Source organism: Acidocella sp. (genome assembly GCF_028687955.1).
In the GTDB taxonomy this organism is placed as follows: Bacteria; Pseudomonadota; Alphaproteobacteria; order Acetobacterales; family Acetobacteraceae; genus Acidocella.
The window spans coordinates 1-13,826 of the sequence record NZ_JAQTZC010000063.1 but is presented as its reverse complement, the minus strand read 5'-3'; the positions used below and the strand labels follow the sequence as shown (position 1 = coordinate 13,826).

General features: G+C 64.6%; 13 protein-coding genes. 10 read left to right on the top strand and 3 right to left on the bottom strand.

Going from position 1 to position 13,826, the window contains the following annotated elements; all coding sequences use genetic code 11:
* Positions 1 to 335 (top strand): hypothetical protein (locus PHE40_RS08890; RefSeq protein WP_299960929.1); only part of this gene is annotated, 335 nt, incomplete at its 5' end.
* 50 nt (positions 336 to 385) lie between these two features.
* Here the strand turns inward: PHE40_RS08890 and PHE40_RS08885 are convergent.
* Both PHE40_RS08885 and ubiG read right to left on the bottom strand, forming a co-directional pair.
* A complete protein-coding gene (locus PHE40_RS08885) occupies positions 386 to 1,471 on the bottom strand; it encodes a glycoside hydrolase family 99-like domain-containing protein (protein WP_299960927.1) in 1,086 nt (361 codons plus the stop codon).
* Positions 1,472 to 1,515: 44 nt separating this feature from the next.
* Positions 1,516 to 2,223 (bottom strand): bifunctional 2-polyprenyl-6-hydroxyphenol methylase/3-demethylubiquinol 3-O-methyltransferase UbiG, encoded by a 708-nt coding sequence (gene ubiG / locus PHE40_RS08880; protein WP_299960925.1) that lies wholly within the window; start codon positions 2,221 to 2,223, stop codon positions 1,516 to 1,518.
* A gap of 62 nt (positions 2,224 to 2,285) precedes the next feature.
* Between ubiG and PHE40_RS08875 the strand changes: the two genes are divergently transcribed.
* From PHE40_RS08875 to PHE40_RS11040, 9 genes are all read left to right on the top strand, one after another.
* The gene (locus tag PHE40_RS08875; RefSeq protein ID WP_299960923.1) at positions 2,286 to 3,500 is read left to right on the top strand and encodes an aspartate kinase; all 1,215 of its coding nucleotides are present in this window, start codon (positions 2,286 to 2,288) and stop codon (positions 3,498 to 3,500) included.
* The gene (locus PHE40_RS08870) at positions 3,493 to 4,527 is read left to right on the top strand and encodes a nitronate monooxygenase family protein (RefSeq protein WP_299960933.1); all 1,035 of its coding nucleotides are present in this window, start codon (positions 3,493 to 3,495) and stop codon (positions 4,525 to 4,527) included. The genes PHE40_RS08875 and PHE40_RS08870 overlap by 8 nt, the downstream gene beginning before the upstream one ends.
* A 111-nt stretch (positions 4,528 to 4,638) precedes the next feature.
* The gene (locus PHE40_RS08865; RefSeq protein WP_299960921.1) at positions 4,639 to 6,903 is read left to right on the top strand and encodes a putative PEP-binding protein; all 2,265 of its coding nucleotides are present in this window, start codon (positions 4,639 to 4,641) and stop codon (positions 6,901 to 6,903) included.
* Positions 6,904 to 6,960: 57 nt separating this feature from the next.
* On the top strand, positions 6,961 to 7,917 hold the full coding sequence (locus tag PHE40_RS08860; protein WP_299960919.1) for a helix-turn-helix domain-containing protein: 957 nt from the start codon (positions 6,961 to 6,963) through the stop codon (positions 7,915 to 7,917).
* Between the two features lie 7 nt (positions 7,918 to 7,924).
* Positions 7,925 to 9,052, top strand: coding sequence for a flavodoxin-dependent (E)-4-hydroxy-3-methylbut-2-enyl-diphosphate synthase (gene ispG, locus PHE40_RS08855; protein WP_299960931.1), 1,128 nt, complete (start codon positions 7,925 to 7,927; stop codon positions 9,050 to 9,052).
* 78 nt (positions 9,053 to 9,130) lie between these two features.
* A complete protein-coding gene (gene hisS, locus PHE40_RS08850; protein ID WP_299960917.1) occupies positions 9,131 to 10,354 on the top strand; it encodes a histidine--tRNA ligase in 1,224 nt (407 codons plus the stop codon).
* Positions 10,351 to 11,409 (top strand): peptide chain release factor 1, encoded by a 1,059-nt coding sequence (gene prfA / locus PHE40_RS08845; protein ID WP_299960915.1) that lies wholly within the window; start codon positions 10,351 to 10,353, stop codon positions 11,407 to 11,409. The genes hisS and prfA overlap by 4 nt, the downstream gene beginning before the upstream one ends.
* Positions 11,406 to 12,230, top strand: coding sequence for a peptide chain release factor N(5)-glutamine methyltransferase (gene prmC / locus PHE40_RS08840; protein ID WP_299960913.1), 825 nt, complete (start codon positions 11,406 to 11,408; stop codon positions 12,228 to 12,230). Before prfA ends, prmC begins: the two co-directional genes overlap by 4 nt.
* A 148-nt stretch (positions 12,231 to 12,378) precedes the next feature.
* Positions 12,379 to 13,233 (top strand): DUF4167 domain-containing protein, encoded by an 855-nt coding sequence (locus PHE40_RS11040; protein WP_408838911.1) that lies wholly within the window; start codon positions 12,379 to 12,381, stop codon positions 13,231 to 13,233.
* A gap of 388 nt (positions 13,234 to 13,621) precedes the next feature.
* Here the strand turns inward: PHE40_RS11040 and infC are convergent.
* A partial coding sequence (infC, locus tag PHE40_RS08830) for a translation initiation factor IF-3 (protein WP_299960911.1) occupies positions 13,622 to 13,826 on the bottom strand: 205 nt, incomplete at its 5' end.

Genomic DNA, 13,826 nt, shown 5'->3' with positions numbered 1-13,826 from the left:
ATGTGCTGAGCCGCCAGGGGGCGCAAAAAATGCTGGCCCATGCGGCCCGCCCAGCGCGCCCGGTGGACCATCTGCTGTTCGATGTTCCCACCATTGTGGAGGGGTTGAGCGTTTTGCAACTGGACCCGGCCTTGTGCATGCAATTGCAAAAGGCCATGCACAGCCAGCCCGAGGGCGAATTCCAAAGTTCAATTCAGACCAGCAAAGACCTTGCCGCGAAGCGCGGGTTGCCGGGCAAGATCCTATGGGAAACCATCCGCCCCTGGCGGCAGCTGATGGATTTTTTGCAGCAATGGCGCAAGCGGGCCAGCCTGCGCGCCATCAAGTTTCAATAGCCCTCAAATATTTCGTATCATGCTAGCAGCGAATTACGGTTTAGGCCCGGTTATTCGTGGCGCTCGCCCTCCCCGCGCCCCACCCCCAACGCTTCGCCTATGACCTTCAAAAAGCCATGACCAAATTTCAAATCAGGCTCCAGGTGATTTCCCTCCGCCCATTCGTTCCAGGATTTCAGGAACAGCAAACGCTGCTCCGGTGGCTTGGCCTGCAAACCACGCACTGCCGCGCGCATGATGGGTGCGAACAGTTCCGGCGTGGCGTCTTGCAGCACAACCCCCCGTCGACCGGAGCGCGGCGTGTTGTCCCAGGCATGAACCAAACAGGGATGTAGCGTCACATCCCGCAGGTTGCCGCTCATCTCTGCGCGGCTGAACGCGTTGAATGCCCGCACCATCGGCCCGCGCGCGCGGAGCCTAAGCTTTTTGCGTAGATATTGCATCGGCGCTTCGCGAAAGCTCAACTTACCTGGCATGTCCGGAGTAGCGATCCTGGCATCAAACCCATGCTCCAGAGCGTTCCAGCCTTTGCTTGCCTGCACCGCACACAGATACAGCCCCGGCAGCCCGGCCTCGGCCGCCATCTCGCGCCAATAGGCCAAAACGGCCACCAGATCGGGAATATGTTCCGGTTTGTAGATCAAAAAAACCGGCTTACCCCCGATACAGATATATCTCTCATCCCGAAAGGCCGGCAGCAGGCTCTGGAAATGCGCGAAATGATCCTCCCGCCCCGGATAGCTCTGCTCGATGAGCAGCCGATTCGGCAGGCCATGCCAGATTCCGCTCCAGCTTTCATTCGCCCAGCACAGGCAGAAAGGAAAATCCGGTTCCCCGGAACTCAGCACCTCATCAAATGGCCGCTCCAGTATTCGCCGCCCAGCGAACCAGTAATGATAGTAGCAAAACCCTTCGATCCCGTAACGCCGTGCCAAATCCGCCTGAGCCGCGCGTGAAGCGACTAGGCGCAGATCATAAAACCCGAGGTCGGCAGGCACATGCGGCTGATAATGCCCGCGAAACAAAGGCTTTGCCTTTGCCGTGTTCGTCCATTCGGTAAACCCCTCGCCCCACCACTCATTGTTCTCAGCCACGGGATGATACTGCGGCAAATAAAACGCGATCGCGCGGGCCAACGGTTTCCCCCTCATATCCTTGCTCCGGTGCACCAAAGATGAACTCAACCCGCCTGCGCCATGGCGATGTAATTCACCGAGGTATCGCGCGAAATGCGGAACCCCCCGGTCAGCGGCGCGAAGGAAATCCCCGCCGTGTCGCACAGACGCAAGCCCGCGGCGCGGCAGTACCCGCCCAGCTCCGCCGGGGTGACGAACTGGCGCCAGTTATGGGTGCCAACAGGGAGCATGCGCAGCAGATACTCCGCCCCCAGCTTGGCCACCAGGAAGGATTTCCGGCTGCGGTCCATGGTCGAGACGAACAACAACCCGCCCGGCTCCAGCAGCGCCGCCAGCTTGGCGATGAATTCACCCGGCCCGGCCACATGCTCGAGCACCTCCAGCGCGGTGATGACCGGGAATTTGCGTCCCTCGGCCAGCAGAGCCTCCACGGTGGCGTTGCGGTAGCTAAGCGCCAGACCCTGCCCGGCCGCATGCGCCTGCGCCGCGGCAATCACCTCGGCGCCGGCGTCCAGCCCCAGCACCTCATGCCCCGCCCTGGCGAGAGACTCGGAGAGCAGACCGGCGCCGCACCCGGCATCGAGCACCCGCACCGGGCCGGGAAAATGCCGCGCCACCCGCTCCAGCACCCAGGCCGCGCGGGGCGGGTTCATCATGTGCAAAGGCCGCATCGGCCCGGCCGGATCCCACCAGCGCGCCGCCAAATCATCGAAAAGAGCGATTTCTTCTGGTCTGACCGAACTGCCCTGCATTGCCGAATTCTCCTGTGACCGGTATGTGACGCCCCGGCCGGTTTTCCACAAGGGACATATGTATGGCGCGTATCGTGATGAAATTCGGCGGCACCTCCGTCGCCGATCTGGACCGTATCCGCAATGTCGCCCAGCGGGTGAAGGCGGAGGCCGGCAAAGGCAACGAGGTGGCCGTGGTGGTTTCCGCCATGTCGGGCACCACCAACCAGCTGGTGGACTGGTGCCAGAAGCTCTCCCCGCTGTTCGACGCGCGTGAGTATGACACCGTGGTTGCGACCGGCGAGCAGGTGACCGCGGGGCTCACCGCGATTGCCTTGCAAAACCTGGGCATGGATGCGCGCAGCTGGATGGGCTGGCAGATCGCGGTGGAAACCGATGGCCAGCACGGCAAGGCGCGGATCAGCTCGATCGAGGCCGACGAACTGGTCGAACGCATGCAACAGGGGCAGATCCCCGTGGTTGCCGGGTTCCAGGGCATCGGCCCGGACAACAGGGTGACAACCTTGGGCCGTGGCGGCTCCGATACCTCGGCGGTCGCCCTGGCGGCGGCGCTGAACGCGGACCGCTGCGATATTTATACCGATGTGGACGGGGTCTACACCACCGACCCGCGAATCGTCTCCGGCGCGCGCAAGCTGAGCAAGATCACCTACGAGGAAATGCTGGAACTAGCCTCCGTGGGCGCGAAAGTGCTGCAGACGCGCTCAGTGGAACTGGCGATGAAGGAGCATGTGCGGGTGCAGGTGCTCTCCAGCTTTACCGATGCGCCCGGCACCATGGTTGTTGATGAGGATGAAGTTGTGGAACAGGAAATTGTCGCAGGGATCGCCTATTCGCGCGATGAAGCCAAGGTAACAGTGCGCCGGGTGCCAGACCGCCCCGGCGTCGCCGCCGCCATTTTCGTGCCCCTGGCCGAGGCGCATATCAACGTGGACATGATCGTGCAGAACGTCTCCGCCGACGGCACGACGGATATGACCTTCACAGTCGGCAAGACCGACCTGCCGCGCACCATCGCGGTGCTGGAGCAGGCCCGCCAGGAAATCGGCTATGCCGAAATCTCCACCGACCCGAACGTTGCCAAAATCTCCGTGGTCGGCGTGGGGATGCGCAGCCATGCGGGTGTTGCGGGCACCATGTTCCGCACCCTGGCCGCGCGCGGCATCAATATCCTGGTGATCTCCACCAGCGAGATCAAGGTAAGCGTGCTGGTGGCCGCCGAATATACCGAACTGGCGGTGCGCGCGCTGCACACGGCGTATGAACTCGATGCATAATTATACGCATGACGCGGCGGCCGAATACGCCGCCCTGCAGGCCCGCGGCGGCGCTTTCCTCGGCACGGAACACGCCATCATGGCCGGCGCGATGAGCTGGGTCTCCGAGCGTCACCTGGTCTCCGCCATCTCCAATGCGGGCGGGTTTGGCGTCATCGCCTGCGGCGCGATGCCGCCGGCCCTTCTGGATGCCGAAATCGCCGCCACCCAGGCGATGACGGACAAACCCTTCGGCGTGAACCTGATCACCATGCACCCGCAGCTCGACGAGCTGGTGCAGATCTGCCTGCGCGCCAAGGTCACGCATATCGTCTTTGCCGGCGGCATTCCCTCCGGCCCCGCCATCCGCGCGGCCAAGGACGGTGGCGCCAAGGTCGTCGCCTTCGCCCCCGCGCTGGTGCTGGCCAGGCGCTTCGTGAAATTGGGCGTGGACGCGCTGGTGATCGAGGGTTCCGAGGCGGGCGGGCATATCGGCCCGGTCTCGCTCACCGTGCTGGCGCAGGAAATTCTGCCGCATATCCGTGAGGTGCCGGTGTTCGTCGCGGGCGGGCTGGCGCGCGGCGAGGCGATTCTGGGGTATCTGGAAATGGGCGCCGCCGGGGCGCAGCTCGGCACGCGCTTTGCCGCCTCGGTTGAGAGCATCGCGCACCCAAGCTTCAAGCAGGCCTTCCTCAAGGCCAATGCGCGCGACGCGCTGCCCTCCGTGCAGATCGACGAGCGCTTCCCCGTGATCCCGGTGCGCGGTCTGGTGAACGAGGGCACCAAACGCTTCATGCGCCACCAGGCCGAGGTGTTGAAAAAATTCCAGGACGGCGAACTGGACAAAAACGCCGCCCAGCTGGAAATCGAGCATTTCTGGGCCGGTGCGCTCCGGCGCGCGGTGATCGACGGCGATGTCGCGAACGGCTCGGTCATGGCCGGACAGTCGGTCGGCATGGTCACCGAAATTCAGCCGGTGGCTGAAATCCTCTCGGATCTGCGAGCGCAGGCACTGGCGGCGCTGGCGGCGCGCGTGGCGAAGGCCTGAGGTGATAAAACTCTTCCCCGGATTGAATTTTTTCAATCTGGGGAAGAAAAAACCTCTCTAATCTGCTGATCAGGGCTGATTTTTGCCGCTTTTGCATGGCAAGATAGCTACATGATCAGCGAGACTCCGCCCAGGCAGCCCCGGCGCAGAAAACCCAAATTCGGTGACACCCGGCATTTGTTCGCCCGGCTGCGCGAGGCTCTGGCCTCCGGCACCGCGAGCCTGCCGGACATCGCCGGGTTGCTGGCGCAGGAACTCCCCGCTGATGCCTGCGTCATCTATGTCGCCCGGCCTGGCGAAGTGCTGGAACTTGCCGCCACCCATGGGTTGAATATCAGCGCCGTCGGTCATACGCGCCTGCGTCTGGGCGAGGGCATTATCGGCATGGTCGCGGCCTCTGGCGACTCGCTGAACCTGCCTGATGCGCAGAACCACCCGCGCTATGTCTACCGCGCCGAGCTGGGCGAGGAGGCGTTTGCCTCCACACTGGCGATGCCGGTGAAGCGCGCGGGGCGGATTCTTGGCGTCATCGCGATGATGTCGCGTGAGGCCCGGGTGTTCGCTCCGGTTGAGGTCGAGGTGGTGGCGACCGTGGCCATGCTGCTGGCGGAAATCCTGGCGCGCGCGGGGGCGACGGATTTATCAGAGGAAGGCTTCTCCGCCCGCCTGCCGCGCCGTTACGCCGGGCATGTGCTCTCCTCTGGTATCGCGCGCGGCAAAATCCTGCCATACGGCGCCTCCCCGCCCATCGCCAAGCTACTCACCGACGACCCCGCCGCCGAGCTGGCGCGGCTGGAAAAGGCGGTGGAGACCGCCAACAAAAGCCTGGACGGGCTGATCACCTCCACCCTACCCGGCGGCAGCGCCCCGCGCGATGTGCTGGACGCCTACCGCATGGTCACGCAGTCCGCCGGCTGGCTTTCCCAGGTGCGCCAAGCCATCGGCGACGGGCTGACCGCCGAAACCGCCGTGGACAAGGTGGCGCAGAACCTGCGCGAACGCATGCGCCGCATCACCGATCCTTACCTGCGCGAGAAACTGGCCGACATCGAGGACATGATCGGCCGCCTGATGGTGGCGCTGGGCGGCATGGCGCCCAAGCCCGAACGCGCTGACGGCATGCTCCTGCTGGTGCGCCGCCTTGGCCCGGCAGACCTTCTGGACTGGCACGCGCGCGGCATCGCCGGGGTGGCGATCGAGGAGGCCAGCGCCTCCGGCCACGCCGCGATTCTGGCCCGCGCCCTGGGCTTGCCCGCGCTGGCCGTGGAGCGTGGCGCGGTGGAGGCTGCGCAAGGCGGCGATGACGCCTTGCTGGACGCCGAAGGGGCGACGCTGATTTTGCGCCCGGAACCAGAGATATTGCAGGTTTATGACCGCGCGCTTGCCGCCCGCTCGGTCCGCGCGGCGGCGCTCTCGGCCTATCGGGACCTCCCCGCCATCACCCGCGACGGCACCCAGATGAGCCTAATGCTCAATGTCGGCCTGGCGCTGGAGCTGGACCAGCTGGAGCGCACCGGGGCCGATGGCATCGGCCTTTACCGCACGGAAATCGCCGCATTGGCGGCGGGCGGCATCCCTGACGTCGCGGGCCAGGCGGCGGAATACGCCCGGGTGATGGACCGTGCGGGTGGGCGCCCCGTGCTGTTCCGCACGCTGGATCTGGGGGCTGACAAATTGCTCCCCGGCGAGGCCAGCGGGGGTGAGGAAAACCCGGCTATGGGCTGGCGCTCCTTGCGCGTGGGGCTGGACCGCCCGGCGATTTTGCGCCGCCAGCTGCGCGCGCTGCTGCTGGGCGCACAGGGCCGCCCGCTCTCGGTGATGTTCCCCATGGTCGCCACGGTGGAGGAATTCCGCGCCGCGCGGGATCTGCTGGAAGCCGAGGCCGCGCGCATCCGCCCGGTGCCGGAAACACTCGAAGCCGGAACCATGCTGGAAGTGCCCGCCCTGTTGTTCCAGCTCCCCGGCCTGCTGGCGGAGGCGGATTTCATCTCGGTCGGCACCAACGACCTCATGCAGTTCCTCTTCGCGGCAGACCGCGGAACGCCCGAACTGGCCGAGCGCTACGACACGCTATCCGCCCCCGTATTGGAAATGCTGGAACGGCTGGTCACGGCTTGCGGTGGGGCCGGGGTGCCTCTTTCCATCTGCGGCGAGGCGGCCGGCCGGCCGATGGACGCGCTGGTGTTCGCCGCCATGGGCGTGCGCACGCTCTCCATGTCCGGCAATGCCATCTTGCCGGTGAAGGCGCTGCTGGTGGAAGCGGACCTGAATGCGTTGCGCTCCGTGCTGCGCGAATTGCGCCGGTCTGGGGCGGCGGGCGGGAGCATCCGCGAACCGTTGACCGCCTGGGCGCGCGAACATAACCTGCCGGTTTAACCCCTGCACGCGGGGCGGTAGCGCAAAGCGCCGGGGCGGTATACAAAGCGCCGCAGAATGCCAAACGAGATTGCCGGGATCGACATGACGCAAACCGACCAGCCGCAGCCAGCCGCCCAGGTGGGTGCCGGCCTTCGTAGTGTACGCGAAAGGCTGGGCTGGAAACTGCCCGAAGTGGCTGAGGGGCTCCGCATCCGCCTGCCCTACCTTGAAGCCATTGAGCGCGGGGACCTCGGGGCCCTGCCAGGCCCCGCGTATCAAACCGGGTTTATTCGCACCTATGCCCAAAGCCTGGGGCTGGACCCCGAGGAGATCCTGCGCCGCTTCCGTGATGCCGGGAGCATGGGCGAACTGCCCCCGGCGGAGCTGAAGTTCCTGGCCCCCGTGCCCGACCGCGGCGTTCCCGCCGGGGCGATTGCACTGCTCGGCGTCGTGCTCCTGCTCGCGGGCTACGGGCTGTGGTATCTACACACCGAGAAGGAACGGCGCATGGCCGCCGCGGTGCCAAGCGTGCCTGTGCAACTCGCGCCGCTCGCCGTTCCGCCCAAGCCGCCAGCCGCTCCCGCCACGCCAGCCGCTCCGGCCACGCCAGCCGCTCAGGCCACGCCAACGCCCGCGCCCGCCGCGGCGGTGGCGGCGGCAGCGCCGGTGGCAGTGGTGGCGCCAGAACTCACTCCGGCAGTACAACCCGCCGCCGAGCCGCCAGCGCAACCCGTTACCGCGCCCGTCGCAACCCCTGACAACGGCCAGGTCATTCTCGCCACCGCCGACACCTGGGTTGAAGTAAGCGACACCACGGGCAACATACTCTTCAGCAAGGTGCTGCATGCCGGAGAGAGTTGGCCCGTCCCCGATGAAGCCGGGCTGACCATGACCGTGGGCAACGCCGGGGGCACCGAGATCGCCATCAACGGCAAGGCCGGCGCGCCTCTGGGCGCTGTGGGCGCTGTGTTGCACAACTATGCTCTGACACCGCCAGCGGCAAAACCCGCCGCGCCGCCGGCGGCCAACTGAAGGAATTATTATGAACTACCGCGAATATCAGCAGATCATCCGCCGCAAGTCCCGCCAGATCAGCGTCGGCAATGTGAAGGTCGGCGGCGATGCGCCGATCTCCGTGCAGACCATGACCAACACGCTCACCACCGATATTGACGCCACGGTGGCCCAAATTCTGCGCGCCGAGGCCGCCGGGGTGGATATTGTGCGCGTCTCCTGCCCCGATGAGGAGAGCACGGCGGCGCTGAAGCATATCATCGCCCAGGTGAACGTGCCGGTCGTCGCGGACATCCATTTTCACTACAAGCGCGGCATCGAGGCAGCGCAGGCGGGTGCTGCCTGTTTGCGCATCAACCCCGGCAACATCGGCTCGCCGGAGCGCGTGCGCGATGTCATCAAGGCCGCGCGCGATTATAACTGCTCCATGCGCATCGGCGTGAACGCGGGCAGCCTGGAGAAACACCTGCTGGAAAAATACGGCGAGCCGAACCCTGACGCGCTGGTGGAATCCGCCCTGGAACACGCCAAGATCTTGCAGGACCACGACTTCCACGAGTTCAAGATTTCGGTGAAGGCGTCTGATGTTTTCATGGCCGTGGCGGCGTATCAGCAACTGGCTGAGGTGTGCGACCACCCGCTGCATATCGGCATCACCGAGGCGGGCAGCAAGCGCGCGGGCACGGTGAAATCCTCCATCGGCCTGGGCTCGCTGCTGTGGGCTGGCGTGGGCGATACCATGCGTGTCTCGCTCTCGGCCGAGCCCGAGGAAGAAGTGCTGGTCGGCTGGGATATTCTCAAATCGCTCGGCATCCGCCATCGCGGCGTGCGCATCATTTCCTGCCCCTCCTGCGCGCGCCAGGGCTTTAACGTCATCAAGACGGTTGAAACGCTGGAAGAACGTCTCGCTCATATCAAAACGCCGATCACGCTCTCCATTATCGGTTGCGTGGTCAACGGCCCCGGCGAGGCGCTGATGACCGACCTCGGCCTGACCGGCGGCGGCAACGGCAAGCACATGATCTATGCGGCCGGCAAAACCGACCACACGATCGAGAACGGCGACATGGTGAACCACATCGTCGAACTGGTGGAAGCCAAGGCGGCGCAGGTGGAAGCGGAGCTGAGCGCGGCCAAACTCGCAGCACAGTAGCCGCAGTTTCAGTACGTTCGTTTTAACCGGAGCCTGCTGGCTCCGGCATTTTTTATTTTACAGGTTGGTTTGAAAATCATGGCCCCTCCCCTGCAACCCGTGCGCGGCACCCGCGACCTCATCGGCGAAGACGCGGCCCGGCACGCGCATGTTGTTGAAACCGCGCGGCGCGTCACCGCGCTTTATGGCTTCAGCGAATGGCAGACGCCAATTTTCGAGGACACCAAGGTATTCTCGCGCACGCTGGGGGAAACCTCCGATGTCGTGACCAAGGAGATGTATACCTTTGAGGATCGCGGTGGCGATTCCGTGACCCTGCGGCCCGAGGGCACGGCTGGCGTGTGCCGCGCGCTGATCACCGCCGGGCTCACGCAAACCCTGCCGCAAAAGGTTTTCTACGCCGGGCCGATGTTCCGTTATGAGCGCCCGCAAAAAGGCCGCTACCGGCAGTTTCATCAAATCGGCGTGGAGCTTCTCGGCCCCGCCACGCCGCTGGCGGATGCCGAAGTTATCGCTGCCGGCTGGCAAGTTCTCAACGAGCTGGGCATCGCCGCAAGCGTGGAGCTGCACATCAACACGCTGGGCGATGCTGAATCACGCAACAACTACCGCGCCGCGCTGGTCGCCTATTTCGCGCAACATGCCGAGGGCCTCTCAACGGAGAGCAAAACCCGGCTTGAGAAAAACCCGCTGCGTATCCTGGATTCCAAGGACGAGGGCGACCAGAAATTGGTGGCCGAAGCGCCGCTGATCCACGATCATCTCTCACAAGCCGCCGCTGAATTCTATAACGGATTGAAATCAACGCTCACCGCCTTCGGTGTCCCCTTCACCGAGAACCCCCGCATCGTGCGCGGGTTGGATTATTATAACCACACCGCCTTTGAATTCGTGACCACCGCACTCGGCGCGCAGGGCACCGTGCTGGCGGGCGGGCGTTATGATGGCCTGGTCGAACAGATGGGCGGGCCGAGTGTGCCGGGCGTCGGCTGGGCGGCGGGGATTGAGCGGCTCTCCATGCTCATCGCGGCGCCGGTAGTTTTGCATCGCCTGGCGGCGATCATTCCCATGAACGAGGAATATCACGCCACGGCCTTGAACATTCTCAAATCCCTGCGCGACATCGGCATCGCCGCCGAAATCGCCTATGCTGGCAACGCGAAGAAGCGGCTGGAGCGCGCCAATAAATCGGGCGCGAAATTTGCCGTGCTGGTGGGCGAGGATATCAAACTGAAAAACCTCAAGGACGGTTCGCAGCAGGATGTGTTATTCTCCGACCTGCCGGGTCTGTTGCGTTCATGAGTTTTGACCATAAGCTCGACCGTATTCTCTCACGCGCCGAGGAGCTGCGCTTCATGCTCTCCGGCACGCTGGCGGGCGATGCGTTCGTGAATGCCTCGAAGGAACTCTCCGAGCTGCAACCAATCGAGGAGCGCATCGCCGGACTGCGCGCCGCCGAGCGGGCCCAGGCCGAGGCGCAAAGCCTGCTGGCCGACCCCGAGATGAGGGAACTGGCTGCCGCCGAGCTGGAAGACTTGAAGCAGCAGATCCCCGAGCTGGAAATGGCGCTGCGCCTGGCGCTCTTGCCCAAGGATGAAATGGACGACCGCTCCGCCATCCTGGAAATCCGCCCGGCGGCGGGTGGCGATGAAGCCGCCTTGTTCGCCGCCGAACTCTTCCAGGCCTACCAGAAATATTCCGGCCTGCACGGCTATAAATTCGAGGTTATGGAATACGGCGAGAACGAGCTGGGCGGGTTGAAGGAAGGCATCGCCGAGATCACCGGCAAATCAGTGTTCTCCAAGCTGAAGTTTGAATCCGGCGTGCACCGCGTGCAGCGCGTTCCCGCGACTGAGACACAAGGGCGCATCCACACCTCCACCGTAACGGTCGCGGTGCTGCCGGAAGTTGAAGAGGTGGATGTCGAGGTTAACGAGAGCGATCTGCGCATCGATGTCTACCGCGCCTCGGGTGCTGGCGGCCAGCATGTGAACAAAACCGAATCCGCCGTGCGCATCACGCATATTCCGACAGGCATCGTGGTGGCCATGCAGGAGGAGCGCAGCCAGCACAAAAACAAAGCCAAGGCGATGAAGATTTTGCGCGCGCGGATGTATGAGCAGCAGCGTTCCTCGCTGCACGCCACCCGCGCGGCGGACCGTAAATCCCAGGTCGGCACCGGCGACCGCTCCGAGCGCATCCGCACCTATAACTTCCCGCAGGGCCGCGTCACCGATCATCGCATCAACCTCACCCTGCACAAGATCGACCGCGTCATGCAGGGCGAAATGGATGACATCATCGACGCGCTGATCGCCGAGGACCAGGCAGCGCGCCTGGCGGCTGATAACCAGTGATCCCCACGGCACAAGCGCTTACCGCGATCGCGGCGCGGTTGGCCCAGGCTGGCATCGAGGAACCCCGGCGCGAGGCGCGGCTGCTGCTGGCGGCGGCCGAGGGCATTACCGCCGCCAGATTGTTGTTGCAGGCCGAGGTGACCCCGGAACGCTTCGAGCCGCTGGTGGCGCGGCGCGCGGCGCGCGAGCCGCTGGCCTATATTCTCAGCCGCAAGGAGTTCTGGGGGCTCAACTTCGCCGTCTCCCCCGCCACGCTCATTCCCCGGCCCGATACCGAGACCTTGGTGGAAGCCGTGCTGGCGCTTGGCATCGCCCCCGCCCGCGTGCTGGACCTTGGCACTGGCACCGGCTGCCTGCTGCTGGCGCTGCTCAGCGAATTCCCAGCGGCCTTCGGTGTGGGCGTTGATATTTCCCCCGCCGCCGCCGCGCTTGCGGCTGACAACGCGAGAAGCCTCGGCCTAGCCAGCCGGGCGGCGTTTTGCGCCGGCAACTGGGCGGCGGCGCTGAGCGGCATGTTCGATCTGGTGGTGAGCAATCCCCCCTATATCCCCAGCGCCGATATCGCCGGGCTGATGCCCGAAGTGGCCGGGTTCGAGCCCGCCAGCGCGCTGCACGGCGGTGCTGACGGGCTGGAGGCCTACCGTCTGCTCATAGCCGCCCTGCCCCGCCTGCTCACAATGAATGGCGCAGCGGTGCTGGAGCTGGGAGTAGGGCAGGCCCCTGATGTCGCCGCGCTGGCGGCGCAGGCCGGATTCGCCGCCACGACTCGGGCCGATCTGGGCGGGGTGCCGCGCGCGCTTATTTTGACATGGCGTAAATAAACATTTGGCATAACGCGCGGATAAGGCTAAGCACGGGGCGTGCGGGCTGATTGGCCTCGAGTCTCGGTGATTTACGGGGCCGCTTTGGGTTTGGTGGTGCTAACGCGCCCCGCCGCGCAAGCAATCTTACGAGGATAGACGAGAGCATATGAATATCAAGCGCATGCGTGGCCGCAACCATCGCCCTGGTGGCGGCGGTGGCGGTGGTGGCGGCGGGTTCCGCAACCAGCAAAATGGAATTCCGCTAAACCGTAACCATGTTTTTGACAGTTCCGGTCCTGAAATGCGGGTCCGGGGCACGGCGCAGCAGCTCTACGATAAGTATCAGCAACTTGCGCGTGACGCCTCCAGCAATGGAGACCGGGTGCTGGGCGAAGCCTATTACCAGCATGCGGAGCATTACTTCCGCATCATCAGCGCCATCAACCAGGCGCAGGGTGTGCCCAACCCGGCTCAGGGCGGGCAGCAGCCGAATAATCAGAACGCGTTCCAGCGCCGCGAAACGGCAGAAGGCGAACCCACGTCCGACCCCCGCCCGGAAAACCGCCCGCAGAACGAAAATCGCCGCTTCGAGCAACGCCCTTATGAGCCGCGCCAGAAGCCTGAATTCCAGCGGCAGGACCGCCCCGAGCGGACTGAGCGCCAGGATCGTCAGGACCGCCCTGAACGCCATGAGCGCCTTCCCCGCTCGGAACCCGCTTTGGACATGCGTATCGACATCAGCTCCGCGCTGGAGGCCGAGCTGGCCGCCGCCGTGGGTGAGCCTGCCGGTCTCGGCGAGCAACCCGTGATCATGGCGGTGCCGGTGGCGGCGCCTCCCGAGCCCAAGCCGATCCCCATCATTGCCAAGGCGCCGCCAGCGGCAGCCCCGGCTCCCGCCGCCGTTCCCGCTGACGAGACGCCGCCACTCGTGCTCACCCCGGCGGAAGTACCGCGTGTGCCCCGCCCCCGTGGCCGGCCAAGGCTGGTAAAGGCCGACAAGCCCGCCCAAACCCCGGAATAGAGCGCGATCGTTTGAGGTTCGCTTGAGGTTCGCTCAGCCGAGCGAGCCGAAAGCGTGAATCGCCCTCTGAAAAATAGCTGGAGCCTGATCACACTTAAACCAATCAGGACCTAGACTGCGATGACTTCCGATTGACCCGCCTTACGGGTTAATCCGAAGTCTCAATCAGGTGCGAGTAACCGCCAAGCCGGCATAATACCAGCCCGCCAAGAGCTTGACTCTCTGGGTTTGGTGGCGGGCTGGTATAAGCTCTTGAGTTTGCGCGCGGCCGCCCCACCAGCCCCGCGCGCATACCAGTCAGCCTTAAGGCTGACTGGTATAACCACAAAAAACCCGCCTGGATCTCTCCTGGCGGGTTTTTCAATGCCTGTTTCAGGCCGCGCGTGGCTCAGCGCGGGGTGAGCACCATAACCATCTGCCGGTTTTCCATCTTCGGCATCTGCTCAACCTTCGTCTCCACGTCCAGATCGGCGCGAATGCGCTCCAGCACCTTCACGCCCAGTTCCTGATGCGCCATTTCACGGCCCCGGAAGCGCAGGGTCACCTTCACCTTGTCACCCTCGCCGATAAAGCTCTTCATCGCGCGCAGTTTC

What these genes read in the sequence shown, in the direction of transcription:
- ubiG (WP_299960925.1), bottom strand. Translation starts at nt 2,223, where the DNA reads ATGCAGGGCAGTTCGGTCAGACCAGAAGAAATCGCTCTTTTCGATGAT.
- PHE40_RS08875 (WP_299960923.1), top strand. Translation starts at nt 2,286, where the DNA reads ATGGCGCGTATCGTGATGAAATTCGGCGGCACCTCCGTCGCCGATCTG.
- PHE40_RS08870 (WP_299960933.1), top strand. Translation starts at nt 3,493, where the DNA reads ATGCATAATTATACGCATGACGCGGCGGCCGAATACGCCGCCCTGCAG.
- PHE40_RS08865 (WP_299960921.1), top strand. Translation starts at nt 4,639, where the DNA reads ATGATCAGCGAGACTCCGCCCAGGCAGCCCCGGCGCAGAAAACCCAAA.
- PHE40_RS08860 (WP_299960919.1), top strand. Translation starts at nt 6,961, where the DNA reads ATGCCAAACGAGATTGCCGGGATCGACATGACGCAAACCGACCAGCCG.
- hisS (WP_299960917.1), top strand. Translation starts at nt 9,131, where the DNA reads ATGGCCCCTCCCCTGCAACCCGTGCGCGGCACCCGCGACCTCATCGGC.
- prfA (WP_299960915.1), top strand. Translation starts at nt 10,351, where the DNA reads ATGAGTTTTGACCATAAGCTCGACCGTATTCTCTCACGCGCCGAGGAG.
- PHE40_RS11040 (WP_408838911.1), top strand. Translation starts at nt 12,379, where the DNA reads ATGAATATCAAGCGCATGCGTGGCCGCAACCATCGCCCTGGTGGCGGC.